Annotated in this window: 19 protein-coding genes and 1 other RNA gene; 9 read left to right on the top strand and 11 right to left on the bottom strand. The window is 40.5% G+C overall.

The window, feature by feature from the left end:
• Positions 1 to 148 precede the first annotated feature (148 nt).
• Positions 149 to 1,897, bottom strand: coding sequence for a TonB-dependent receptor domain-containing protein (locus HPE63_RS09090; protein WP_188313958.1), 1,749 nt, complete (start codon positions 1,895 to 1,897; stop codon positions 149 to 151).
• Between the two features lie 21 nt (positions 1,898 to 1,918).
• Positions 1,919 to 4,942, bottom strand: a complete 3,024-nt coding sequence (locus tag HPE63_RS09085; RefSeq protein ID WP_188313957.1) for a tetratricopeptide repeat protein — start codon at positions 4,940 to 4,942, stop codon at positions 1,919 to 1,921.
• A gap of 236 nt (positions 4,943 to 5,178) precedes the next feature.
• On the opposite strand from HPE63_RS09085, the gene HPE63_RS09080 reads away from it, so the two are divergent.
• Positions 5,179 to 5,862, top strand: a complete 684-nt coding sequence (locus HPE63_RS09080) for a cell division ATP-binding protein FtsE (protein WP_188313956.1) — start codon at positions 5,179 to 5,181, stop codon at positions 5,860 to 5,862.
• 93 nt (positions 5,863 to 5,955) lie between these two features.
• Here the strand turns inward: HPE63_RS09080 and HPE63_RS09075 are convergent, their stop codons facing one another.
• Positions 5,956 to 7,146 (bottom strand): exo-beta-N-acetylmuramidase NamZ family protein, encoded by a 1,191-nt coding sequence (locus tag HPE63_RS09075; protein WP_223198101.1) that lies wholly within the window; start codon positions 7,144 to 7,146, stop codon positions 5,956 to 5,958.
• Positions 7,147 to 7,469: 323 nt separating this feature from the next.
• Between HPE63_RS09075 and HPE63_RS09070 the strand changes: the two genes are divergently transcribed.
• Positions 7,470 to 8,975, top strand: coding sequence for a ComEC/Rec2 family competence protein (locus HPE63_RS09070; RefSeq protein WP_188313955.1), 1,506 nt, complete (start codon positions 7,470 to 7,472; stop codon positions 8,973 to 8,975).
• A gap of 5 nt (positions 8,976 to 8,980) precedes the next feature.
• Complete coding sequence (locus HPE63_RS09065) at positions 8,981 to 9,403, top strand: hypothetical protein (protein WP_188313954.1); 423 nt, start codon at positions 8,981 to 8,983, stop codon at positions 9,401 to 9,403.
• Between the two features lie 70 nt (positions 9,404 to 9,473).
• Here HPE63_RS09065 and HPE63_RS09060 read toward each other — a convergent pair whose 3' ends face one another.
• From HPE63_RS09060 to HPE63_RS09040, 5 genes are read right to left on the bottom strand one after another with little or no spacing between them, the layout of a single operon-like run.
• Entirely contained in the window at positions 9,474 to 10,532 is a 1,059-nt protein-coding gene (locus tag HPE63_RS09060; protein WP_188313953.1) for a mandelate racemase/muconate lactonizing enzyme family protein, read from the bottom strand.
• Positions 10,532 to 11,332, bottom strand: coding sequence for a creatininase family protein (locus tag HPE63_RS09055; RefSeq protein ID WP_188313952.1), 801 nt, complete (start codon positions 11,330 to 11,332; stop codon positions 10,532 to 10,534). The genes HPE63_RS09060 and HPE63_RS09055 overlap by 1 nt, the downstream gene beginning before the upstream one ends.
• The gene (locus HPE63_RS09050) at positions 11,329 to 12,798 is read right to left on the bottom strand and encodes a hypothetical protein (protein ID WP_317172908.1); all 1,470 of its coding nucleotides are present in this window, start codon (positions 12,796 to 12,798) and stop codon (positions 11,329 to 11,331) included. Before HPE63_RS09050 ends, HPE63_RS09055 begins: the two co-directional genes overlap by 4 nt.
• 38 nt (positions 12,799 to 12,836) lie before the next feature.
• On the bottom strand, positions 12,837 to 13,913 hold the full coding sequence (locus HPE63_RS09045; protein ID WP_188313950.1) for a DUF1611 domain-containing protein: 1,077 nt from the start codon (positions 13,911 to 13,913) through the stop codon (positions 12,837 to 12,839).
• Positions 13,914 to 13,919: 6 nt separating this feature from the next.
• Positions 13,920 to 14,981 carry a pyridoxal-phosphate dependent enzyme gene (locus HPE63_RS09040; RefSeq protein ID WP_188313949.1) on the bottom strand — a complete coding sequence of 354 codons (1,062 nt, stop codon included), beginning with the start codon at positions 14,979 to 14,981 and terminating at the stop codon, positions 13,920 to 13,922.
• A 748-nt stretch (positions 14,982 to 15,729) separates the two neighbouring features.
• On the opposite strand from HPE63_RS09040, the gene HPE63_RS09035 reads away from it, so the two are divergent.
• Both HPE63_RS09035 and ppgK read left to right on the top strand, forming a co-directional pair.
• Positions 15,730 to 16,038 carry a hypothetical protein gene (locus HPE63_RS09035; RefSeq protein ID WP_188313948.1) on the top strand — a complete coding sequence of 103 codons (309 nt, stop codon included), beginning with the start codon at positions 15,730 to 15,732 and terminating at the stop codon, positions 16,036 to 16,038.
• Positions 16,039 to 16,183: 145 nt separating this feature from the next.
• Positions 16,184 to 16,945 (top strand): polyphosphate--glucose phosphotransferase, encoded by a 762-nt coding sequence (gene ppgK, locus HPE63_RS09030; protein WP_188313947.1) that lies wholly within the window; start codon positions 16,184 to 16,186, stop codon positions 16,943 to 16,945.
• 58 nt (positions 16,946 to 17,003) lie between these two features.
• Here the strand turns inward: ppgK and typA are convergent, their stop codons facing one another.
• Positions 17,004 to 18,803 carry a translational GTPase TypA gene (gene typA, locus HPE63_RS09025; RefSeq protein ID WP_188313946.1) on the bottom strand — a complete coding sequence of 600 codons (1,800 nt, stop codon included), beginning with the start codon at positions 18,801 to 18,803 and terminating at the stop codon, positions 17,004 to 17,006.
• A 165-nt stretch (positions 18,804 to 18,968) separates the two neighbouring features.
• Between typA and kdsA the strand changes: the two genes are divergently transcribed.
• Positions 18,969 to 19,790 carry a 3-deoxy-8-phosphooctulonate synthase gene (gene kdsA, locus HPE63_RS09020; protein ID WP_188313945.1) on the top strand — a complete coding sequence of 274 codons (822 nt, stop codon included), beginning with the start codon at positions 18,969 to 18,971 and terminating at the stop codon, positions 19,788 to 19,790.
• A 46-nt stretch (positions 19,791 to 19,836) separates the two neighbouring features.
• Positions 19,837 to 21,801 carry a transglutaminase domain-containing protein gene (locus HPE63_RS09015; RefSeq protein ID WP_188313944.1) on the top strand — a complete coding sequence of 655 codons (1,965 nt, stop codon included), beginning with the start codon at positions 19,837 to 19,839 and terminating at the stop codon, positions 21,799 to 21,801.
• 51 nt (positions 21,802 to 21,852) lie between these two features.
• On the opposite strand, the gene HPE63_RS09010 is transcribed toward HPE63_RS09015, so the two are convergent.
• On the bottom strand, positions 21,853 to 22,212 hold the full coding sequence (locus HPE63_RS09010; RefSeq protein WP_188313943.1) for a DUF1801 domain-containing protein: 360 nt from the start codon (positions 22,210 to 22,212) through the stop codon (positions 21,853 to 21,855).
• Positions 22,213 to 22,311: 99 nt separating this feature from the next.
• Between HPE63_RS09010 and HPE63_RS09005 the strand changes: the two genes are divergently transcribed.
• Complete coding sequence (locus tag HPE63_RS09005; RefSeq protein WP_188313942.1) at positions 22,312 to 23,427, top strand: Sb-PDE family phosphodiesterase; 1,116 nt, start codon at positions 22,312 to 22,314, stop codon at positions 23,425 to 23,427.
• An 8-nt stretch (positions 23,428 to 23,435) separates the two neighbouring features.
• On the opposite strand, the gene HPE63_RS09000 is transcribed toward HPE63_RS09005, so the two are convergent.
• Complete coding sequence (locus HPE63_RS09000; RefSeq protein WP_188313941.1) at positions 23,436 to 24,641, bottom strand: NAD(P)-dependent oxidoreductase; 1,206 nt, start codon at positions 24,639 to 24,641, stop codon at positions 23,436 to 23,438.
• A gap of 109 nt (positions 24,642 to 24,750) precedes the next feature.
• Here HPE63_RS09000 and ssrA point away from each other — a divergent pair.
• Positions 24,751 to 25,150: a transfer-messenger RNA gene (ssrA, locus tag HPE63_RS08995) on the top strand.
• Positions 25,151 to 25,179 lie beyond the last annotated feature (29 nt).

Genomic DNA, 25,179 nt, shown 5'->3' with positions numbered 1-25,179 from the left:
TTACTCTAATGTAGTAATTTCCGCAGTATTATAAGTCCATCTGCCATTGCCAATTTAACCATTTTGTTTTCAGAATCTACATTGGCGTTTCTGAAATAATGGTGATTATCCTGTATAGTCATGCCCTAAAATCCTGAACCCTTCATCCTTAAAAATCGAACTTATAGGTGGCTCCTCCCAGCAACTGAATGCCCTGAACGGGAAAGTTGGCCCATTTTTGATAGTTATTATTGGATAAATTCGCACCTTTTAAGAAAATGGACAATTGATCGTTTACCCGGTACCCTACATGGGCATTGGCGTCAAAATAACTATCCAAAGTAATCAAGGTTGCATCGGTAACCCCAGGGGTTGGATCCTGTATTACCGAAGTCGAAAAATCCTCTCGTTCACCTATATAGAAGAGGTTAACACCCATATACCATTGTTCGTCGATCTGGTAATCCATGAATAGGGATCCCTTCAGGTTGGGCAGGTTCCAAGCAGGGTTATTGGTCTCTGTATCATAATCATAGACCTCAGCATTCACACCCAAGGTAAAATTGCGATTGATATCGACGTTCAATTCGCCAAACAATCCCAATGTTTTTATATCATCATAGAACACCTCGAAAGAGTTCCCGTAATAATACCCTTTCTCATCGTTCCTGAAATCATTTTGAGGGTTAAGATTGAACAATGGCCTTCTATTCTCCGCAGTATACGACCCTTTGATATTATAACTTAAGTTGGGCAACAATTGTCCTTTTAGGCCTATATAGGCATCATATTGGGAATCTGTAGGCTGAATATTCAAAGTCGGGGAAACATACGGGTTCTCTTCTACAAATCCATAGAACGAATTTTGCCTTAATTCCCCTTGCACCCCAGCGTAGGCGATGACCGTTTCATCCAACAATCGATAGGATGCAGCCACCGCAGGATAGACGTAAAAATTATTCTCACTGTTTTCCATATCCATCCCATACACAATGTTCACACCCAAATCCAGTGTAAGGTCATCCCTAAGCATGCGCAGTGTGGGGTTGATCCCTACCTGGAAATTGCTATAGTCGATCCCCTCATCATTGGTGGGACTGTTCACGTCGGCATTGGCAAAACTGCCCCCTACATAATCCAAGTGGATATTGATCCCAAAAAATTCCTCTTCCAAGGGAAATTCGAATCCTGTTTTGAATATTGCCCTATTTTCTCCCGATTCGACAGCGTCCCAAAATCGTCTATAGGTAATATTGGCATTCTTAAAATAGGCATCCTCAACATTTATATGGGCCCCTATTTCGCCCATAAAATAATTCTGCCGCTCATCTATAGTGTTTATCGTTGCCAGATCATAAGCTCCTTCAGGAAGGCCATACCAATTGTACAGTTGATGTTGCAACCCAATATCGGCTCCCCAATTCATGTCACTATCCCTTTTGGAATAGGAGGCATCTACCGTGGTATTCGCATATTTGCTTTCTAAATCAACCCCATCAATATCCGCTCTTGAAGAGTTATGGTTCAAACCTAAATCCAACCGCTCATCCCTATTGATCGCCCTACTTGTATAAAACTTGGCCATTGCATTTCCCGGATTTCCTAAACCTCCTGAAGCATAAGAGTTGTACAATTCAGGGGGAGGTAATTTTTTAACGGTTGATGCCTTACCCTTGGCCGGTGAAAAGGTAGAAGCTACAGGAACCGAGAAGATATTGTATTCGATTTTCTTTTTTTGAAGAACGATAGAATCATTCAAGTTTGGCATCGACTTGATCTTAAAGGCATCCGAAATCGTTGGCGAATAGGCTTTGGTCACGGTTACCGTTTCGGTTCCGATATTATCTTTCTCATCCTGGGCCACAACTAGCTGTGAAAGTCCAAAAATGACAAATAGAAGGTATACATGCTTCGACATAATGTGTTCTTTATCGGAATATTAATTTCCGTCAGGATTAACAGATGAATTACGTTGGGCCTCCTTGGCCCTAATGATGGCCAATTCGCCTTTTGCCTCGGCTACAATCTCCGGGTATTGGCTAAAATTGGTACTGACACTTTCGAGGATATAGGTCGCTTGATACGAATCGTTCAAGGCATAAAAGTTCTTGGCCATTAGTATCAATCCTTTTCCGCCCCATTCCTTATAACTTGAATAGTCCTTGGCCAATTTTTGTACCGAGGTATTCGATGCCTCATTTTGCCCCGCCTGGTTCTTAAAATACGCGTCGTAATAAAGCGCTTCTGCGGCGGTTTCACCGGTAGCGATTTTCAAGACCTCTGCATAAGCTGCTTCTGCCCTATCCATATTATTGGTCTGTATGGCCGAACGGGCAATCATTATTTGGGCATCACTTTTTATTCGATTGTCAATGGTGGGTGTTGCCAGTACTTTTTCCGCATAGGCTATGGTTTGCCCGTAATTCCGCTGTTCATAAAACCCTTTCATCAAATTGGATTGGGCAAAAGTCCTGTTCTGTTGTATATCACCCTGTTTCTCCAAGCGTTCCAAATACGGTAATGCCGTACCGTAATCGTTATTTCCGATATAAATCTCACAAACCCTTGTCAAAGCTTGTTCTGCAAATTCGCTCGCTCCAAGATCGGCCACATACTTAAAATAGGGCAAAGCCTTATCTTTTTGGTTTTTGGCAAAGTATAACTGTGCCAAATGAAAATTGGACTTAGCAGCATGCATCCCATTGGGGAATTGTTTTAGGTAACTCTCATAGCCCTTGATGGCGGCGTTGGTATTACCTTCGAGATTCTGCTTGTCGGCCGATTCAAAACTGGCATTGTCCAATTCAGTGTCAGTGACCTCAACAAAGTCCAAATCACGGACCCATTCGGCATATTCGTTTACACGGCCTAAATCAACATATACCAATTTAGCCGTCGCCACTGCTTGAACGGCTTCCTGGGTATTTGGAAAATCCCTGACCACGGTCTTGAATTTCTCCAGCGCTTTTTCATTTCTATTGGCATTGTAATGTACCAAACCTTGTCGCATCATGGCTTGGGGCACCAATGAACTTCCCCTATATCCTTCGATAAGGCGATCATAGGTTATCAATCCCTTGTTTTCCTGGCCTGCAGTGATATAGGAATTACCCAATTCAAAAAGGGCATCATCCTTTAAGGTAGATTGTGGATATCTGGAGACGAATTTGTCCAGCTCCTCGATCTTTGAATCACTTTTACCCACGAACCCGTAGCTTAAGGCCTTTTGAAAGGCGGCATAATCTTTTTCAGGGCCAGATAAGGCCAGAGCTTTATTATAAGTTTCAATGGCAGGCCAATATTTGCTGGTTACAAAGTAGCTATCGCCCAAACGCAAATAAGCATCATTCAGTTTATCTTGATCTGTGGTTCCAGATTTAGTGAAACTATCAAAGCTACTGATGGCATTGCCATACTGCCTTAATTTAAAATAAGCATACCCCAAATTATAATCCACATCGTTAAATTCACTAGTGCCCCTTGCACTTGAATTCCGTTTAAAATCAGTAAAATTGGCCAGTGCCTCCTCGAACCGGTTCAACATATATAAGGCCTCTGCGTTCCAGTAATTCGCCCGGGCCCTAAAAAGTGCATCTTCGGCATTCGACAGCGACTTTGCTAAGTTTTCATGGGCCCTGGAATAATCGCCATCGATAAACAATTCTATACCCCGGTAAAATGCTACTTTTTGATAAGTGGCTTTACTGGCATAACTGCGATTCTTTTCGAGTAATGCCATGGCTCCCTCAAAATTCTTTGATGTGATATAGGAATCAACCAATAAGCCTTGCATTTCCTGTGCATTGCTATCATTGGGATATTTATCCAAGTAACTTGATATAACCTGGGGAACCGGTTCATACGCATTCCCTATCTCATAGCTCAATCGGGCATAATTCAAATAGGCATCCTTTTGGATCTCAGGAGAGAAATCCATTTGCGAAGCATTGCGAAAGGCATTCAAGGCTTCCTGCTTCTTGCCCAAATTCAAATAGCATTCGGCCAAGTGATAATAGGCATTTTGGGAGACACTATTCGTACCCCCAATAATCTTATTGAATTGTTGAATGGCGTTGGCATAATCCCCTTGTTTATAAAAGCAATACCCTAATAGATAATAATCCGTATTGCTCCATTTACCGTTTTTACCCTTGTAAGCCTCTAAATATGGTATGGCATTCGCATATTGACCAAGATTGAAATAGCTCTCCCCAATGATCTTGTTCAATTCGGAAACCTCATTCCTATCGGATTTGGGCAATTGCTTTTTGGCCAAGGCGATGGCTTCTTCGAACTTCCCAAGTTTAAAATTCATGTCGGCCTGATAATACGATAGTTTTTCATCCAACAATTCCGGGTCGGTAATCTGGTCAAAGCGTTCGTTGGCTCCTTCATAGTCGTCTTGTTGGTAGGCAATATACCCTAAGTAGTACTTGGCTTGGGAACCATAGACCGGTGAATTGACTACCTTTCCTAAATATTTTTCGGCCTCTTTGCCCTTGCCGGAGGAAAACAACGAATAGCCATAATTGAAATTAAACTTGTCCATCTCTTTTCTTGACATGGCACTTTGATCCACCTTATTGTACCATTTCAAGGCGTATGGATATTTTCCCGTTTCGAAATAATAATCCGCCACATCGGAATAGGCGGAGTTACGTTTGGTAGATGTTGGATATTTTTCAACAAAATCCTCCATAAGGCGATCAGCCCCCAATTGGTTCAATCTCACCGCGGCATTGGCCGCATAGTAGGCACTATTGGCGGCTGTCTCATAATCTTTGGTCGTTAATTTGACCTTTTCGAAAATAGTCTGTGCGGCTTGGTATTGTTCGTTATTAAACAATGCCAAGGCATCTTGGTAGTCTTTCTGATCGTGGGTATAGATTTTGGTTTCCTGGGCCGTCCCAATCCAAAGTATTCCCGCAAAAATGGGAATAAAAACGGTGATTCTTTTCAGCATAGTGTTCTAACTATTTATAAAAATTCCGTACTCGTATTTAAAATTACCTTCAAGAAATCCCGCCAAGACGGACATAACCTGAAAGCGCTACTTTCGTAGTTAAAAACAATAACGGCAAATATTATTCCTAAGTATATTCGTTACGTAAAAATGTAACAAGAACAAAGTAAAATAATTTAAGTGGGCTACCTTTGTATTCATTTAGAACTTATTACTTTTATATCAACATTAAGAATATGTCAGAATCTATTTTAGAATTAAAGGATGTCGGTGTTTTTCAAAAGGAAAACATGGTATTGAATGAAGTAAGTTTAGACATAAAAAAGGGGGAGTTCGTTTACCTGATCGGTAAGACCGGCAGTGGTAAAAGTAGCTTTATGAAAACCCTATATGGAGATTTACCCTTACGGCATGGTGAAGGCAAGATAGTAGGCTTTGACCTTAAAACACTTAAAGAAAAAGACATACCGTATTTGCGACGTAAACTGGGCATCGTCTTTCAGGATTTTAAATTATTGCCCGACCGCAGTATCAACAATAACCTCCAATTTGTGCTCAAGGCTACGGGTTGGAAGGACCAGACTAAAATGAGTAAACAAATTGAAGAGGTACTGGACAAGGTAGGGATGAAAACCAAAGGATTTAAATTTCCGCATGAACTTTCAGGTGGGGAGCAACAAAGGATTGCTATAGCCAGAGCCCTTTTAAATGACCCTGAACTCATTTTGGCCGATGAGCCTACTGGTAATCTGGACCCACAGACCAGTGTAGAGGTTATGAAAGTGCTACAGGAAATCAATAAATCCGGAAGGACTATACTAATGGCCACACATGATTATGCCTTGATTTTAAAGTATCCGTCCAAAACCTTGAAATGTGATGGAAGCAAGGTATTCGAAGTTGTACAAAAAGCGGTATAAACTAAAAGCCATAGGGCCAACGTTGTCGGCCTTTTTTATTTATCCCCTTAATAACAAGTACCCGATCACCTTCCAAACGAACAATCATATACCTTATTCTTCATAAATCTTAATGCTTTCTAGCATTTGACGATATTCTTTGAAATCCTCAAAAGACCGGAGCATTTCAATACTTTCATTGTTTTCAACCCAATGCCTCAATCGATCCGTTCCGTTAATGATGTCTATAGGTAGGTTAATATAGTCATATTCGTAGGGTGGGTCTAACCAATGAAAATCGTTATCCATAAGATGATACAATTCCCTTAAAAGCCATTGACCTACTCGCCATGGTTGATAAACTTTTTTATCGGTTACATGAATTTGAAAACCCCCACAAACCTTTCCGGCCTGTTTCTGAAATGTGGGCATAAAAGTCATAGGCCTTAAGGCTACTCCTTGCAACCTTGCTTTCTTTAAAGCTTGTTTCAAATGTCCCTCAAACATAGAATAGGGCTCAATTTTTGGATGACCGACAATTTCCAAGGATTGTGTCGTTCCCCTTCCTTCGCTTAGGTGTGTCCCTTCAAATAAAACCGTTGCTGGAAAGGTCAAGGCGCTTTCTGACCTTGCCAAATTTGGAGAGGGCAATAGCCATGGCAATTGGGTGTCCTCAAAGAACATACCACGCTCCCAACCCAACATTTTTATCACCCTATATTCAATCCTTTTTTCTGCCCAATACTTTTGGTGAAACAATCCTATTTCGCCTATGGTCATCCCATGGCGGACCGGAATGGGATGGCGACCGATAAAGGAGGCGAATTTGGGGTCCAGAATATTGCCTTCCAAAGTAATCCCGTTCAATGGATTTGGACGATCCAGAACGATAACCTCGATATCCTTTTCGCTGCACTTTTCCAGTAACAAGGTCAAGGTATAGATGTACGTATACATACGACATCCTACATCTTGAAGGTCTATGAAAATATGATCAATACCCACAAGCATTTCATCAGTTGGGACACGGGTTTCAGAATAGAGGGAATACACCGGAATCTTAAAAAAAGGATGCTCAACGTGCGCTGTTTCGATCATATTGTCCTGTGCGTCGGTAGAAAATCCATGCTGTGGACCAAATAGCTTAACAAACCTAGGGCCAAAAATCGTTTTAAAACTTAATGCTGCATGCTTGAAATGGGCATCGATGGAAGCATTATGACAAAGTAAGGCCACATTTCCCTTGAATTCTTTTTGAAGCCTTGAATCATTTATCAGCACCTCCAACCCAGTAGCTATCTTCATGATACATACATTATTTACACAAGGATATTATTCAATTTTACATTGATATTCAGTGTATCATTAATTCAATAATAAAATTACGATTATTACGCTTTTAACGGGAAGCATTCGATGAACAATATGAGCCATAATCCCTATAACGGTGAATTACAATTCTGTAAAATGCACCCTCGAAGTAAATCAACGGTTTAAAATCCATTGATAATCCTTAATAGACCAAAAATTGCCAAAAAAATACCAAGCGTACAATATTAAGGGGGATTCTTACAAAAAAGGCCCTACCCACCCGAACATTTAATAACTTTAGGTAAACACCTTACGCTATGCCTCAATTCGAATATATTGGATATAAATATGCCAACTATCCTTTCGCATACCTCTTTAAAGATGTAAATGGAAGTAAGGGAAATAAGAAAATACACCAAATTATCTTTGGCGATTGGGTGGGTGTCCTTAAGCCCAAAAAAACCGATGGGGACTATATTTATGTTAGAGTACGGGGAGAAAACGGTTGGATGCATAAAGATGCCCTTCTCGATGAACGTGTGCTTGAGATTGTCTTTTTGGATGTGGGACAAGGCGATGGTGCCCTAATCGTTACCCCTGATGATGAACATATCATTGTCGATGCGGGGCTTGGGGATAATATGTGGCGTTACTTAAAATGGAGGTACAACGAATTCAAAACCCAATGGACATTTAAATATGCCGTTGCAAGTCATCCCGATCAAGATCATTATGGAGGGTATCATTATTTGGCGGGCGAACCCAATGTATTTTTCAATGAATTCTTGCATAATGGATTGTTAGAGTATCAAGATAATATAAAACCATCGTATTTTGGGGAATCAATAAAAACAAACCGGACATACTATACCGAACTTTTCGACAGCAAACAAAAGGTGACCGACTATCTGGCCCATGAACCCAATTGGAAACACCCCTCAGGCAATTCCCATTGGGATAAGAAATATGCCAAGCTTTTAAAGCGCATGCTTGATAACAACAAAATAAATGGGGAGATTAAAATGATCAGTGAAGCTGATAAATATCTTGATGGCTTTGAACAAAACAAACCCCTCAACATACAAATCCTAGGTCCGATCAGTGAAACTGTAAACAATAAGAAGGCGTTACGTTCTTTAGGGGGTAAAGGCAAGACAAAAAACGGACATTCCATTGTCTTTAAACTCAACTATAAAGACATTAACATACTCCTAGGTGGGGACCTCAATATCAAAGCCGAGGAGTTTTTAATGAAAAAACATACAGGGCAAACATTGGATTTCAATTCCGGTACAGAGGAAAATGAGTTTATTGAAGGTGCCCGTAACATATTCGAGGCTGACGTCTCCAAAGCCTGTCATCATGGAAGTGCGGATTTTACAAGTCTGTTCTTAAGATGCCTGAATTCTGTGGCGACCGTAATCTCTAGTGGGGACGAAGAACAACATTCCCATCCCAGACCTGACACTTTGGGGGCCATTGGGTTAAACGGGCGGGGCGATAGACCTTTGATCTTTAGTACGGAACTGGCGAGATCGCACCGGGAAAATGAAAATAAGACACTTAATGAAATCAAGGAATTGGAAATACGTTTAGCAACTACCACCTCCCCTGCCAAAAGACTGAACCTCATTAACAAAATTCAGGAAAAGAACGATAAACTTAAAGAACGGAATGTTACGGTTTATGGTTCCATAAATCTTCGCACCGATGGTGAGCGCTGTATCATCGCCCAAAAGTTGGAAAAAGGGGGCGGAAGCAAGGTTTGGGACCTCTATAAACTTGAAAAAAGCAATATTGGCCGCTTTAAATACGTTCCTTAGATAGTATGATACAAGAAAAAAAAGCCTTTGCCCCTAACCAAAAAGTAAGTCCGTTCATTGGACTTTTATTGTTCCTTATTTCAATTGTCCTAGTGGTCTTTACCACGCCTTTGGGTTTCATTTATGGCGTTTTCCATAATCTGTTCACAAAAGGTTTTTCAGGAATCGGGGAGTTTCTATTGCAAATCGCGATTTCTATCGATCAATTGGGCAATGTGGTCATGCAACATCTGTTAAATACTTTATGGATTAAAAAAAGTGGTTATAAATTTGGTAATCGGGATGAAACCATCTCAAGTGTCATTGGCAAAAACAAACAGCTTCGTACCTTGACCTTCTTTGGTAAAAACATGGACAGGATCCTCGAATTTATAGAGGCCAACCATTCGTTGAATTCCATCGATTATTATGTACAGCCTGATAAATAGGAATCATAAATAAAAGCACTAGGCCACCGGAATACAACCTCATAAAAAAATGTGTTGGTAAAAATTAGCCCTATTCGGCATAACCCAATCCATAATTTTCTTTAGGATACAATATGCCTTTCTCTAGACGAAAAATATCCGTATACGGGTCTGCCACTAGTTCAAGATGACCATCGAGATCTGCATATTGGATATTGGGTCTGGACAACGCAAAATGCAACCCTGCCGCAATGCCCAAACCACATTCATCGATGCAGCCCACCATAGCTTCCAAATTTGCCGCTTTGGCTACCGAATTAATATGCATACCGGCCATAATACCCCCTACTTTTTGAAGTTTGATGTTTACCATATCAACCCGTTCGTTCTGTGCCAAACGAAATGCATCGGTCAGGGTTTTTAGGCTTTCATCGGCCATTACAGGAATATCTACCTGGTCAGTAACCAAGCCCAAACGTTCCTCGGCCTCGATCTTCGTAGGTTGTTCGAATATTTCGATGCCGATATGGCTAGTGGCTCGCACGAAAGCTATGGACTCTTTTACGGAATATCCTTGGTTACCATCAAAACGCCATTTAACTTCCGGGAATTTTTCATGGAGCTTGATCATTTTTTCCACGTCATCTTGCAGATTATCCCCCCCTTTCACCTTTAGAATAGAAAAACCCTGTTTTACGTACTCCTGAGCATGTTTCACGGTATCGTCAACGGTCAAAATACCAACGGTAATACTGGTGGGAATACTATTTCTGAATCCTCCTAAAAACTGATACAATGGGACTTCCGCTTTCTTGGAAATCAGATCATATAAGGCCAGATCGACCATGGCCAATGCAGATGAACGCATTCCCAATAACTCCTTTAATTCTGTCAGAATCAAGGCATAAGTAAAAGGATCCTTACCAACCAGGTAGGGTATGATCAGGGTATTGATCGCATGTGCCACTTCCTCAGGATTTTCCCCAGTCACTACCCTATCAGGGGCAGCACAACCATAACCTACATATTTGCCATCGGTCTCCAATTTTAGAATAAAATTGGTTGTACTTGAAATGGTTTCGTAGGCAATAGTATAGGGTACGGATAGTTTAAAATCCATACGCTCGTAAGAAACTGCTGTGATCCGCATTAATATCGTTTTTGATACAGGTCTTTTAAAGGGGTATTCTTTATCGATTCAACAAAACGTACCATATGATGAATCATTAACTCCCATATTTTCTCTCCCTTTTCCGCAGTGCCCTTGGTAGCATCCCCCATAACGCCACTTTCCGATATCTTATGGGTATGCACATACCAGCTTACGCTAAGGTCATTGTCAAAATCCAAATAAGAACTGCCAAATTTCAAGGTCGCATCCACCGCCTTATCCATCTGTACCATATCGGGGCGAATAGCCATAGTAGTGCTAGTTTCCAGCTCTCCCGCATGAATGTCATTAGGTGTATCAATAAGTTTAAATAAAACAGAATCACTGGTTTCCCCAGTATCGACACAAACGAAAATATTGGTGTCCCTTGTTATCATTTGGGCCGCATAACTCAATGTTGGCGCATTATCTCCGTGTCCATTAAGGATAATGATTTTCTTAACCCCATTTTTGGCCAAACTCATGCCCAAATCATAGACGAATTTAGACAGTGCGTCATTGGAAACACTTAAAGTACCCTTAAAATCATCATGATGAAAAGAGACCCCGAAAGGTATGGTGGGCAATACTAGGGGTTTTGGGTCCTTACAGGCCTCGGCCACTTTATACGCCATATATTTGGCATCATAATAATCAACATCAACCGGTAAATGAGGTCCGTGTTGTTCTATTGCCCCACAAGGCAAAATAACCGTATCAACAGTTTTCAAATATTCTTCAATCTCGGGCCATGTAAATTCTTCCCACAGAAAACCAGACTTTTTATTTATAGTATTCATAATTCATTTTTTAGAAAATAAGGTGTTTCAAAATCCTCCTTTTGAAGGGTAAAGGTATGCCAATTCCGGTCACGATATCGTACGGCCCCATCGGTGTACTTTGCTAAAATTTTAAATAAAGGTCTTCGAGAATGAATGGGCAGGTCGCTCATCATACTTCGTTCATTATCAAAACGCAATTTTAAAATCTCGGGATGGGCCTTGGCCAATTTCAGACTATGTTCATTTTTTTCGACCAATCCTTTTTCGACCAAGAGATAATATAAATGCGCGGCATCACTACCGATTTGTTTTACGCTTCGAGCCGATAGGGCTTTTAAGCCCTTTTCAATCTGTGCCTCGGTATACCCACATCTTTTAGGGTCTTCGTCAAGTACTTTCAGCATACCAATGATACGTCGGCATTTTTCACAATTACCGCAGGGTAACATCCTTCCGTTTTCTTCATGTGCTGCATGGCAGGATACCTGCTGGGCTTGTAAATCAGGATAACGCTTCACCAGTACCTTCAAAATCAGCAGTTCGGAAAGGCTTCGTAAAATGGAATATTGGTAGATGTTCCACCCTTTTCTTTTATAATAACGGGTCAACGCATTATCGAAATATTTGCTCTGGTCGTATAAGGCATTATAATGGGTTATTCCTTCATGGGTTCCCTTTACTGTAGAATCATACTCATTACCGATGAGTACATTCCCGATATTGCGTTTACGAACAATGGGAAGGGTCCCGAAAAGGAAAACCGCTACCGTCCAAAGTCGAATAGGATAAATATCGGCCCTGATGTTCTGGAAGTTCTCCTTAATAAAAGGCATTTGCTTCACCATCCAATTAAAGATACGATCACTATTACACCAAGGCTTTGCAGTATTCGGTTCTTTCGCCTTAAAATATTTGTGAGAATTGATCGCGGTAAACCAGTGCCGGCCCGATTCATTGACAAATATAGGATGGGCCTCCCCTATTTCCTTGATAATGCCATAGGTCAATAGGCTATCCTTACCACCGCTACTTAGAATTCCATAAGCATCCAAATCTGTTTCGCGAGCAGACTTTTCAAGCTTCATATGGGCAAAATCCATATTGGTAAACTCGATTTTAGCAGCGGTATAACGGGCCATTTTTTCAGGTTTTATAGCATCGTAGGGAGGTTTTAAAAATTCATTTTTGTGAAAGAACTTGTTCACGAGGATTTCCCTGGAGGTATTCTCCATCATATCCCTTAGGAAACTTTTATCGGTATCGTCATAAAAACCATCGAATACAATGGTTTCGAAAAAAAGTCCATAATTCAAGGCTACTTGTACCACCATCATAGAGGCCAAATTCACATCCTCTGGATGCTTTTTATCAAAATACACCTTGTCATAGGAATAAATCAATTCGTTCGCAACCGTACTCCCATCTTGTTTTGTAATGGTATACACCGCTTTGACCCTTTTTGGCTCTAGGCAGATTTTATGCACCGTTAGTTTTTTAAAAACAACCAAAGATCGGATCGAGGTCATTTCAATTGTTCCTTTAAAATGGAAACCAGCTGATCTGCCCCAAAACGTAATACATCAAAGGCCGGCAATTTGGTTTCCAAGGTTATGTTCTTACAGGCTTCCAAAATTTCCTTATCACTTTCCATAAGTTCATGGTTTACGGTTATAGCGATTACCTTTTTTCCTGAGATCACTTCTACCGCATTGATCTGTTCTTTTAGGGAATGGAGTTTATACCCGGGGAAACCGTCATATTCGACACGTTTCGGGGCATGTTGCATTATCACAAAATCTGGGCGGCCTGCTGCCAATATTTCAAATCCGCCAGGATAGGCCGGATTCATAAGACTTCCCTGCCCTTCAATGACGATTACGTCAGGATCTTCATTTTCATAAGCACTTACAACGGCATGTTCTATTTCACCAGAAACAAAATCGTTGATGCAACTATCCATGACCATGCTATATTTAGCACCTTGCATCCAGGCTGTCTGACCAGTACCGATCATTTCAGCTTTGAGGCCTGCCTTACGAAAGGCATGTACGATGATCCAAGCCGTGGTACGTTTTCCGAGCGCGGAATCTGTACCTAATATGGCCAATTTTAAACAATCAACCTTTTCAATATCCCCGGTAAAAAAATGAAGTTTATCCCGATCTGGTGTCTTTCGAACATCACGGATACGACATCCCTTTTCTTGGCCTAATTTTACCAGTTCGGGATCATTCGTCAGAAAATCGTGCAAACCACTATCAACATTCCAGCCTTTTTGAAGTGCCTTTTTGATCGTACCCTTGGCTTCGGAAGGTAATCGACCCCCGTCTGGAGCAAGGCCGATAACAAGTGTTCTTGGCGTGTTCCCAGCTTTGGAAAGCGCTTTTGAAGCGTCTTCTATATTGGCAAAAATGGGAATTCCATTCGCTTTTCCATCCAGGACTTGGCCAGCATCCTGACCGGCGTATGTTGTGTCTAACACCCCAACCACTTCATAACGTTCGGTAAAACGGACAAGTCCATGTGCTGTCTTACCATTTGGGGTATTGAAAGCACCTTCACAGTATACAAGTGCCTTACCATCTATTGTTTTCTTCATAATCCATTAATTTTTTGCTGTCAACACTGCAACGAAACGGCCCGGTTCAAAATTCAATTTTTCATCCATTTCCAGAAGGGCAATGAGCCCTGCGGTAGCAGCAGGAAGAATTTTAAACCCTTCTTTTTTGGCCAATAAAGAGGTCATTTCCTTCATTTTCCTATCGCTGATGTTAAAGGCCTCTCCTTGGGATTCCCTCAGTGCGTATAGGGCCTCCTCCCCATCAAAACTATGCCAATTGATCAGGGGTTCGTTGTATTTTGTTTCTTTTATGGCTTCAGGTTTTAAATCCATACAATGATCTAATCCCGATAAAAAAGATTGCACAATGGGGTTCTTACGGGTTGACGAAGCGGCTATCATTTTTGGTATTCTCGAGGTTTTGCCCCTTTTGTACAAACTCACAAATCCACGATAGATCCCTGCCAACAAAGTTCCGTTCGATACGGGTACCGCGCAGTATTTAGGGGCATCACCCAAATCCTCATAAATCTCAGTGGCAATTAGTGAATACGCGGAAATCTGTAAGGGGGTATTCGAGGCCCCAGGATTTGCATCGTACCAATCGTTTTCTACAGCCAATTCACTACTTCTCACCACCACATCCTCATAGCTGCCTGGCAATCTTATAATTTGGGCGCCAAGTGCCTCCATTTCCTCAATGCGGTCTGTTTGGTAACATTCGGGAATGTATATTTTACATTCCATACCCGCCAAATTGGCCGCTAAAGCTACAGCAACCCCATAATTACCACAAGTAGCCAATGAAACAACATGGAATTCCCGTCTTAGGGCATCATAAATCTGGGCAAAGGCAATTCGATCTTTTTGTGTCCCTGTCGGGTTATCCCCTTCATACTTAATATACAATTGACGGATACCGAATTCACGTTCCATGGTTTTCGCACGGCTAAGACCGGTATCGCCCACTTCCAAATTCATTATGTCTTCATAGGATTCTAGGCGATCTACAAGCGATTTGCTCTTGTCCTTGACAAAAGCACTCAGTTCATAGGCTTCATCCGAAACCTTATTTTCAGCGGTTTTTACTCCGTCTTTAAGATTCATTGTCCATAGTTGATTAACACCTTTAAGTTATGTATTTTTTTACTATAATACGTGTATTTTAATAATCCATTCCATATTACAAATTCGGGTGCATAGGTAGTGAATTATTACTCTTCTAAAATAAAAATTAACTTTCCTTTTTTTGAAGGAATCCAATCGGTTTTCAATAAGATACCAAGAACGACACTTTGGATTATTCAACATATCCCCTTCTAGCAGTTCCCATCATAAAATTACACGTATTGGAGACATGGCCATTCACAACCGTACCTTGGATTTTGCTATTTTCCAATGGAATGCCATGCTTTGTGAAGCACCTTTACCCGTTTATTGGCACATGCAACCCAAGCATGATAATACAAAATACATAATGTGCTGTTTATTAATTAGTTACATATAACATTGTACTGATAAAATTTTGCTAAAAAAACACATAGAATCAAAAAAATGTACGTCATTTGTAGTATAATTTGGTTTATTTAATTTTGATTTTCATCACATGAAAACAATAGGGCCCAACCTGCTGCCAGGTATTCGGATACGAAATTCAAAAACGTCCGTTTTAATTGAAAAAAGGGGGCAACAAACTATCCCGAACATGGTACAAACCGAATTTTACATTCCTTCAAAAGAAAATTATATGGTGAGGTAAACCTATTGAATTTAGGCTTTTGCTACAAAGTCTATATTTCACATTATAATCACAATTACATGCTTTTAAAATTTAATGAATAAAAACAATACTATTATGAAAACACTATTTATTTCCTTGGTTTTAATCTTCTCTAGCTTTAGCGTGCCTATAGTGCAAGAATCTGAACAAGTGACTGCCACCTATGTTGGTATGGAAGATGACGTGTATTATTTTACCGATACGGATGGATTTTCTATGGAATTCCATAATATCAACCAAGAGGCACTTGACAGCTTTGACTTATCTGACGATAAATATAAGGGCGCTGTGTTTACCATAACCTATATTTCCGAGCCTGAAATCGATGAGCTTGATGAGGAAGTCATGGTAAATAGCATTATCGGATTAAAAATGATGCAATGAGCATCGTAAAGTATCCAAGGGGCGAAAGCCCCTTTTTTTTATGATTTTTATTAAAGATTATTTCGTTCTGACTTATTTCAGACTTTGCAACTTTCCAAGAGCCGATTCTTTTTATTACTTTGCGGTGGAAACATAAAAAACAAAAATGACAGTTCTAGGTATTGATATTGGAGGTTCCGGAATGAAAGGGGCGTTGGTAGACTCCCTTACGGGTGAAATGTTGACGGAGCGTTACCGAATTCCTACCCCACCTTCAAGGCAGCCCGCGGAAATGGCCAAGGTGGTCAACAAAATCGTTACCCATTTTAATCATAAAGGGCCCATTGGTGTAGGTTTTCCCACCGTTATAAAAAAAGGTGTCTGTAAATCGCCAGGAAATTTACACAAAAAATGGTTGGGCGTAAATGTCCAAGAGTTGTTCTCTGAAGCGACTGGGCTTCCGGTAACGGTAATCAATGATGCCGATGCAGCCGGTTTTGCAACGATGAACTACGGCATCGGGAAAGGAAAATCGGGTCTTGTGATCATGATCACTATTGGTACAGGTTTGGGTAGTGGGGCATTTTTTGACGGAGAACTTATCCCAAATTTTGAACTTGGCCAAATTCCCTATAAAAAATACACAAAAATCGAATCATGGGCTTCTGCTGCGGCAAAGGAACGTGAAGGATTATCCTTTACGAAATGGGGTAAACGTTTCAATACATTTTTAGAATTGGTTGAATTATTGGTTTCACCCGACTTGATTATCCTCGGTGGGGGCACCTCCAAAAAGTTCGATCTTTTTAAACAATGCATCAAGATCAACACCCCTGTAATTCCTGCCGAACTTCGTAATGAAGCTGGTATTATTGGGGCTGCGGCTGCCACAATGCATCAAGCACCGAAAAATTTTATCAAGGAATAATAAAAAAGACCTGACGACAACGACAGGTCTTTTTTTAAATAAGCTGTGATTTAAAGCCTTAAGCTATTTTATTCCTTTTACGTTCCACTTCTGTCAAGTGTATTTTACGTAACCTTATGAATTTAGGGGTTACCTCAACATATTCATCCTTTTGAATGTATTCCAAGGCTTCTTCCAATGAAAACTTTATGGCAGGCACAATTTTGGCCTTATCATCCGCACCTGAAGAACGAACGTTCGATAATTTTTTGGTCTTAGTAATATTGATGGTCATATCATCCCCACGGGAATTTTCGCCTATGACCTGTCCTTCATAAATATCCTCACCTGGATCTACAAAAAACTTACCCCTGTCCTGTAATTTATCGATTGAATACGGAATGGCCTTTCCTTTTTCCATAGAGACCAAGGACCCATTTTGACGTTGGGGAACATCACCTTTCATCGGTTGATACTCAAAAAACCGGTGAGCCATTATGGCCTCACCTGCAGTTGCCGTCAATAATTGGTTTCGAAGGCCAATGATTCCTCGAGATGGGATAAGGAATTCGCAATGCATGCGATTGCCCCTAGCCTCCATACTGGTCATTTCACCTTTACGTATGGAAACCATTTCAACAGCCTTGCCAGATACTTCCTCAGGCAAATCTATGGTCAATTGCTCAACAGGCTCACATTTCACACCATCAAACTCCCTAATAATAACCTGTGGCTGTCCTATTTGCAATTCGTAACCCTCTCTTCTCATGGTCTCAATAAGCACGGAAAGGTGTAAGACCCCACGGCCGAATACCATGAACTTATCCGCACTATCGGTCTCTTCGACACGTAATGCCAAATTCTTTTCCAATTCCTTTTCCAATCGCTCTTTAATGTGTCTTGACGTAACGAATTTACCATCCTTACCAAAGAACGGACTATCATTGATCGTAAACAACATACTCATGGTAGGCTCATCGATGGCAATGGTCTTTAATCCTTCCGGATTTTCGAAATCGGCAATCGTATCCCCGATTTCAAAACCTTCCAGACCAACAATGGCACAGATATCACCTGTTACCACTTCTTTTACTTTTAATCTTCCCATTCCTTCGAATGTAAAGAGTTCCTTTATTTTTGATTTTACTATGCTCCCATCCCTTTTTACCAAGGAAATCTGTTGTCCTTCCTTTAAACTTCCTCTTAACAACCTTCCAATTGCAATTCTTCCAGTAAAAGATGAGAAGTCCAAAGACGTGATCAACATTTGTGTATTTCCTTCTTTTGGCACAAAAGTGGGAATATGCTCTACTACCATATCCAATAATGGTTCGATGGAATCGGTTTCGTTTCTCCAATCATCGCTCATCCAATTGTTCTTGGCAGAACCATAAACCGTAGGGAAATCCAATTGCCATTCCTCGGCACCCAATTCGTACATCAGATCAAAAACTTTCTCATGTACTTCCTCTGGGGTACAGTTTTCCTTATCAACCTTATTGATAACCACACATGGTTTCAATCCCAAATCGATTGCTTTTTGTAATACAAATCGCGTTTGGGGCATAGGGCCTTCAAAAGCATCAACCAACAACAACACACCATCCGCCATATTCAATACGCGCTCAACCTCACCCCCAAAATCGGCGTGACCAGGAGTATCGATAATATTGATCTTGGCATCTTTATAGTTTACAGAAACGTTTTTCGAAGTAATGGTTATCCCACGTTCACGTTCAAGATCATTGTTGTCCAAAATAAGGTCGCCCGTATTCTGGTTGTCCCTAAATAGGTGGCAATGGTGCATGATCTTATCTACCAAGGTTGTTTTCCCATGGTCTACGTGTGCGATAATCGCAATATTCTTTGTTGTTGACATAACTTTAATTTAATAGCTTCCGTATTTTCAGCGCGCAAAGATACTGCTATTTTTTGTAGTTCATCATAAAAGAACCTTAATTCTTATCTAATTGATTTTGAGATAGTTCAACATAATTATTTTAGTGTCAAAATCCCGTATCTTTGGCCCGAAAATATATTACCCATGAAACTAGATTCAATACCCCAGTTAAAACATACAGATAGCAATAATTTCTTTTTGCTCTCCGGTCCTTGTGCTATTGAGGGCGAAGAAATGGCCATGCGTATTGCGGATAAAATAGTCTCGGTGACGGACAGACTTAAAATCCCTTATGTTTTTAAAGGTAGTTTTAAAAAGGCCAATCGAAGCCGTGTGGATTCTTTTACGGGTATTGGAGATGAAAAAGCCCTAAAGATCTTACGCAAGGTTTCGGAAACCTTTAAAGTGCCTACCGTGACCGACATCCACGAAATATCCGATGCAAAACTAGTTGCGGAGTATGTCGATGTACTTCAGATTCCCGCTTTTCTGGTACGACAAACAGATTTGGTTGTGGCAGCCGCAAAAACAGGGAAAGTCGTCAATTTGAAAAAAGGGCAATTTATGAGCCCCGAAAGTATGAAGCATGCCGTGACCAAAGTGATAGATTCCGGTAACGAGCAGGTGATGATCACAGACCGTGGTACCATGTTCGGCTATCAGGATATGATTGTGGACTTTAGGGGAATACCGACCATGAAGCACTATGCCCCGGTGGTGTTGGATGTTACCCATTCCTTACAACAACCCAACCAATCTTCAGGGGTGACCGGAGGGCGGCCCGATATGATCGAGACCATAGCCCGGGCAGGCATTGCCACCGGGGTAGACGGAATCTTTATGGAAACCCACTTTGATCCCTCTATCGCCAAAAGTGATGGGGCCAATATGCTGCATTTGGATCATTTGGAAAAACTACTGACCAATTTGGTGGCACTGAGAAAAACGGTGAATCAACTGCAATAATTCGAACAATAATCTGTTAGGATAACAGCACCTAACCCATTTTACAATGCGCTTTAATATTGTGATTATTTTGTTGCTCTTAAGCAATATAACCACCCTCACTTCTCAAGACAAAATCAATTTTGGAAAGCTTTCTGAAAAAGAAAAAGCATTCAAAACTTTCGAAAAAGATTCAACCGTCAATGCCGTAGTACTTTACGAAATTGGGGATAACTATTTTGAATGGGTTAATAATCAAATTCGAATAATCAAGGAATATCATGTGAAAATTAAAATACTAAATAAAAATGGATTCGATGAGGGAAATATATCCATACCCTATTACCACAACGAAACAACCTCAGAAAAAATTACTGAAATAATGGCAAAAACCCATAATGAAATTAGTTCACATAGTGTAATGCCCAATCAATTCTTTAAAAATAGTAATTCTGAGAAATGGTCAGAATTGGTATTCACTTTCCCACAACTACAAGAAGGCAGCATTTTAGAATATTACTATAAGCTTACTTCACCTTTTATATATAATTTTAGCGGATGGACCTTTCAATCCTCCATCCCTAAACTATATAGTGAGTTCAACGCATCGATACCGGGCATATATCATTATAACAGAGAATTAATTGGCAGCTTAAAATTAGATACAAATGAAGCGCATATTAAAAAAAAATGTACACAAATTGGTAGAGGTATCTCTTCAGGTGAATGTGAGGTGTTAAAATATGTTATGAAAGATATTCCCGCTTTTGAATCTGAAGAAAATTATATGCTAGCGGCTTCAAATTATCTCTCGCGAATAGACTTTGAATTATCCGAAATGCTACTTTTTAATGGATCAAAAAAAAGATATACTAAAACTTGGAAAGATGTTGATAAAGAATTCAAGAATAATAAAAACATTGGCCGGCAATTGTCTAAAAAGAATTTTTTTGAAAAAAATGTTCCTGAAAATTTGCTAACGGACGGTACTGAATTGGAAAGAGCAATGAATATTTATGAATTTGTTCGTGACCATTATACGTGGAACAAAAAATTCGGTATTTTTCAAAAAGCCCGTGTCAAGGAAGCCTTTGACGATAAGGTCGGAAATGTTGCTGAAATAAATATGTCATTGATTAATTTATTGAATGCAGCAGGTATTGAAACCAAATTAATGCTTTCATCAACAAGACAACAAGGACTACCAAAAACTTCACATCCTGTTATATCTGATTTTAACTATTTTCTCGCAAAGGTTGAGATAGACGGAAAAGACTATTTATTGGATGCCACTGATAAATTTATTCCTTTCGGCATGTTACCTTTCCGTGCCCTCAATCATTATGGTAGGGTTATGGATTTCAAAAATGAGAGTTATTGGTTCGATATCGTTCCTTGGCGGAATAACAGATATCAAATTCGGGGAGAATTAAACTTTGACATTGAAAATAACAAAGCCGATGGCATATTGGATATATTAAATCTGGGATATAATGCCGTTGATTTGCGCCAAGAGTTCGCTTCGGCTTCAGAAGAAGCTTATTTGGAGAAAATCGAGGATGCCTTTAACGGGGATTATAAAATTACATATTACGAGCCATCAAAAAAAAGCAATGAGAAAAGATTCTTAGAGCGGTTCAAGTTTGAATCGGAAAGTGCGATTAATGGAAATATGGTTTATCTGAATCCATTTATTATCCACTTTTTCAACAAAAATCCTTTTACCACGGAAAATCGCGATTATCCCATTGATTTTGGATATCCCAGAAATTACAAATATCAAATGAACTTCCACATCCCTGACGGTTATGCAGTTCATGAGCTTCCTGAAAATCGTGTCATCAATCTGGGGGAAGAATCGGCCTTACTAAAATTTTACCATCAGGAGGCAGAGAACCAATTATTGTTCTTGTTTGATCTTAAATTGAATTCGACGCATTTTACCCCAGAAAACTACGACGCCCTAAAACAATTGTTCGCGGAGGTCACTGAAATTCAACAGAATTCTTTAGTGATTCTTAAAAAAATATAGAAAGATCACGAAGTTGAAGTCTGATGCCTTTAGACCTCTTCCTTTATTACCTTATTTCCAAAATTTTTTGTCCCTGACCGAATAGGCATCCTTAAGTACCTCAACAAGAATAAGGTCATTGATTTCCTCTAAGGATTTATAACGCAACGAACGCATCATCTTTCGCCCGGCAGTGGTCATTTTATCCAAATGTACCGATAGATGATTTGCATGCCAAAATCCGACATCCACATAATCCTTGGATTGATTTAAATAACAAAAAGGTTTCCCCTGGATATAATAAAACGGAATCCTGTATTTGTATTTCAATTCTACCGCGGGAACCGTAGTTTCAATAACCGATTGCAAATGCAACAAGATACCCCTAAAAGGTTCCCGTTGGTTTACGATATAGGTTTCTGCCGGATTCATAGGATTAAATTTACCATTTCTTAAGGAATTCCATCCCTTTTTAGTAATTTGACAGCATACTTTTGTACATCATAAGTTTCCATAAAAAACAGCTTCCCTATGAATCGAATATTTACTTTGGCCGTTACTATTTTAAGCTTTACGATGGTTTGTGCACAAGACCATACCCATCAAAGCTCAAGGGCATTTTTCTATCCCAACATTGATGGTTATGTGACATTAAAGGCCGATCTTCACCAGCATACCGTATTTTCAGATGGCAATGTTTGGCCAACCATTCGTGTACAAGAAGCATTGCGCGATAACCTGGATGCGATTTCCCTAACCGAACATTTGGAATACCAACCCCATAAAGCCGATATTCCCCATCCGGATAGGAATAGAGCCTATCACTTGGCTTTGGCAGAAGCAAAAGACCATGACCTTCTTATTGTCCCTGGATCCGAGATTACCCGTTCAGAACCTGTCGGTCATAGTAATGCCATTTTTATCACGGATGCCAATACGCTATTAGGGAGTAATCCTGAATCGCCCTTTAAGGAAGCGAAAAAACAAAATGCCTTTGTCTTTTGGAACCACCCAGCCTGGCATGCCCAAAGTCCGACCGGGAATCCGATGATGGGTGATTTTCAAAAAGAGCGGATCAGAAATGGGGAACTTCATGGTATTGAGGTCATCAATTCAGTGGATTATGCCGAGGAGTCGTTGGCGCTGGCCTTGGAATACAATTTAACTATTATGGGCACTAGTGATATACATGGGTTGATCGATTGGGATTATACCGAAAAAGGCAACCATAGGCCCATTACCTTGATATTTGCCAAAGAAAAAAGTTTGGAAAGTATGAAAGAGGCCCTTTTTAAAGGTAGGACCGTTGCCGTGTACAATGATCTTTTAGTCGGGAAGCCTGAATATTTAAAACCTCTACTACAGGCCTGTATCGAAATAAAAAGTGCCAGCTATTTACCGAACACCACAGTTTTAAAGGTGGAGTTGACCAACATATCCAGTAGTGACCTCCTCTTTGAAAACCAAATGGAATTCAATTTTTATGACAGCTCGCCTGTTTTTAAAATCGAGGCGGGAGAAACAAAGACCCTACACATCAAGACATTGGAAAAACTGACTTCCGTTCCGCTGAGACTTAAAGCCTTAGGGGCTTTTACCGCTCCTAAAGCGCAACCACTGATCGAATGGTCAATTACGGCTGAATGAAAATCACATTATTCCTTGCCATCCACGTAATCCTGTAGATAGGAATATCGTTTGGTAAGTTTCCCATTTTTCGTCATTAAAGCACGCTTCAAAATGCCATCTTTATCCCGGTTGAAAAAAGCTGGAATTACGTGTTTCACAAAAGCATCCCCAAATCCGGCACTGGCATCCCGTGGCAGTTCGGCCGGGAGATTATCGACGGCCATCACGGCTATAGCCTTTTTGTTTTGGTAGTCCGTTTCGGATTCGGACTGTGGATCATATCCATAAATTGGATCTTGTATGGTAGAGGCCCTAAGGGTACAAGCTATGGGACCATCGATATCACAACTGATATCGGCTACCGTATTGATCTTGAATTCCGGCCGCTTCGCATCTTCCCTTGTAAATAGGAATGGGGCCCCCTCCCCATAAAAATGTCCGGCGATAAACAAATCGCTCACTTCGGCAAACCGAAAGAAATTGGAACGGTACTCATGTGGATTTGCAAAGAAATCAGCCTTATTGCCCCGAACACCGTCTATACGTTTGTTATAATCCGAAGCATCAATTTGGCAATAAACCGATTCATTAAATTCCTCCTCTAAAAATTCATGCACATTTACTTTTCGTACCTGTATACCATCAAGTATTTCACGGGCACCATTGCCTACCCTACCCCTACCGGTCAATATTATCTTGATATTGGGCAATGTAATTTTATTGAGGGTTTCGATCAATGCTTTTTGATCGCTTAACTTTTCCGCCTTGGGCAGGGTGTACAATTTGTTTTTCAATCCATAGGCCCGAAATCCATTATAGGCTCCAACAATACCCGCATATCTACCAAAAGCGACCAGGCGTATCCCTTTTTCATCGGTGATTACCTCATGGTCGTACATTTCGATATTCTTCTCAAGTATGGCCTTCAACAACGTTCTGTTATAGGGTTGTTTTTTGATCGTATGTGAAAAGAAAAAATATTTCTTATTGGGAACCAGAAATTTAATAGGCACCTCTTTAACCCCTAGAAGTACATCGCATTCTTCCATTTTGGAGTCCACCTCGACGCCGATTATTCTATATTCCCCATCGGAAAAAACGCGAATGGGGGAAGGTTCCACCACTATTTTGGCATCCTTGTACCTGGAAAGGACTTTTTGACAGGCCTCTGGGGAGAGGACCACACGCCTATCCGGTGGGTTTTTACGTTCTCTAATGATTCCGAATCGCATAGTTTGTATTTGGTATAAATTTTGTTCTAAAATAGGTGGAATTGTGACGGTGGGCAAACTTTTCGCTAACTTCGCATTCCTTTTGAATTAAGAAGTTCTTTGAAAATATGGGGCCGACTGGTTTTGACAGCGAGACCAATGGCAATGTAAGCATGTCGAGCGCTGGGCTACAGCTCGTTAATCTCATTTTCCACACTTTTAATTGGCGATAATAATTACGCTCTTGCCGCTTAATCCGAATTATAGTAGGATTTAGCCTCGTCCCTACTAGGTAGGGAAGCGAGATGTTCCTGAATAGCCTCTGTCGACGGCGATTCAATCCGGAGCACCATAAAGGTCGATATAAGGGTAGTATTCGCTTTGGTACTACCACCAAAACCTAAAGAAGCTAAGCGTTGGTTAGGCCGTTTCCGGTCAGGCCTGCGTCGAAAATCAATCGGAAACTAAACATGTAGAAAGCTTTGTAATTGCTTGTTTGGACGGGAGTTCGATTCTCCCCGGCTCCACTCAAAAGCCACTTTCGGGTGGCTTTTTTACT

This window comes from Maribacter arenosus (assembly GCF_014610845.1).
Classification (GTDB): domain Bacteria; phylum Bacteroidota; class Bacteroidia; order Flavobacteriales; family Flavobacteriaceae; genus Maribacter_A; species Maribacter_A arenosus.
The sequence above is the reverse complement of the archived record's forward strand: the minus strand, read 5'-3'. Positions and strand labels throughout refer to the sequence as shown.

Coding starts and splice junctions, on each gene's coding strand:
- HPE63_RS09090 (WP_188313958.1), bottom strand. CDS start 1,897: ATGTCGAAGCATGTATACCTTCTATTTGTCATTTTTGGACTTTCACAG.
- HPE63_RS09085 (WP_188313957.1), bottom strand. CDS start 4,942: ATGCTGAAAAGAATCACCGTTTTTATTCCCATTTTTGCGGGAATACTT.
- HPE63_RS09080 (WP_188313956.1), top strand. CDS start 5,179: ATGTCAGAATCTATTTTAGAATTAAAGGATGTCGGTGTTTTTCAAAAG.
- HPE63_RS09075 (WP_223198101.1), bottom strand. CDS start 7,146: ATGAAGATAGCTACTGGGTTGGAGGTGCTGATAAATGATTCAAGGCTT.
- HPE63_RS09070 (WP_188313955.1), top strand. CDS start 7,470: ATGCCTCAATTCGAATATATTGGATATAAATATGCCAACTATCCTTTC.
- HPE63_RS09065 (WP_188313954.1), top strand. CDS start 8,981: ATGATACAAGAAAAAAAAGCCTTTGCCCCTAACCAAAAAGTAAGTCCG.
- HPE63_RS09060 (WP_188313953.1), bottom strand. CDS start 10,532: ATGCGGATCACAGCAGTTTCTTACGAGCGTATGGATTTTAAACTATCC.
- HPE63_RS09055 (WP_188313952.1), bottom strand. CDS start 11,332: ATGAATACTATAAATAAAAAGTCTGGTTTTCTGTGGGAAGAATTTACA.
- HPE63_RS09045 (WP_188313950.1), bottom strand. CDS start 13,913: ATGAAGAAAACAATAGATGGTAAGGCACTTGTATACTGTGAAGGTGCT.
- HPE63_RS09040 (WP_188313949.1), bottom strand. CDS start 14,981: ATGAATCTTAAAGACGGAGTAAAAACCGCTGAAAATAAGGTTTCGGAT.
- HPE63_RS09035 (WP_188313948.1), top strand. CDS start 15,730: ATGAAAACACTATTTATTTCCTTGGTTTTAATCTTCTCTAGCTTTAGC.
- ppgK (WP_188313947.1), top strand. CDS start 16,184: ATGACAGTTCTAGGTATTGATATTGGAGGTTCCGGAATGAAAGGGGCG.
- typA (WP_188313946.1), bottom strand. CDS start 18,803: ATGTCAACAACAAAGAATATTGCGATTATCGCACACGTAGACCATGGG.
- kdsA (WP_188313945.1), top strand. CDS start 18,969: ATGAAACTAGATTCAATACCCCAGTTAAAACATACAGATAGCAATAAT.
- HPE63_RS09015 (WP_188313944.1), top strand. CDS start 19,837: ATGCGCTTTAATATTGTGATTATTTTGTTGCTCTTAAGCAATATAACC.
- HPE63_RS09010 (WP_188313943.1), bottom strand. CDS start 22,212: ATGAATCCGGCAGAAACCTATATCGTAAACCAACGGGAACCTTTTAGG.
- HPE63_RS09005 (WP_188313942.1), top strand. CDS start 22,312: ATGAATCGAATATTTACTTTGGCCGTTACTATTTTAAGCTTTACGATG.
- HPE63_RS09000 (WP_188313941.1), bottom strand. CDS start 24,641: ATGCGATTCGGAATCATTAGAGAACGTAAAAACCCACCGGATAGGCGT.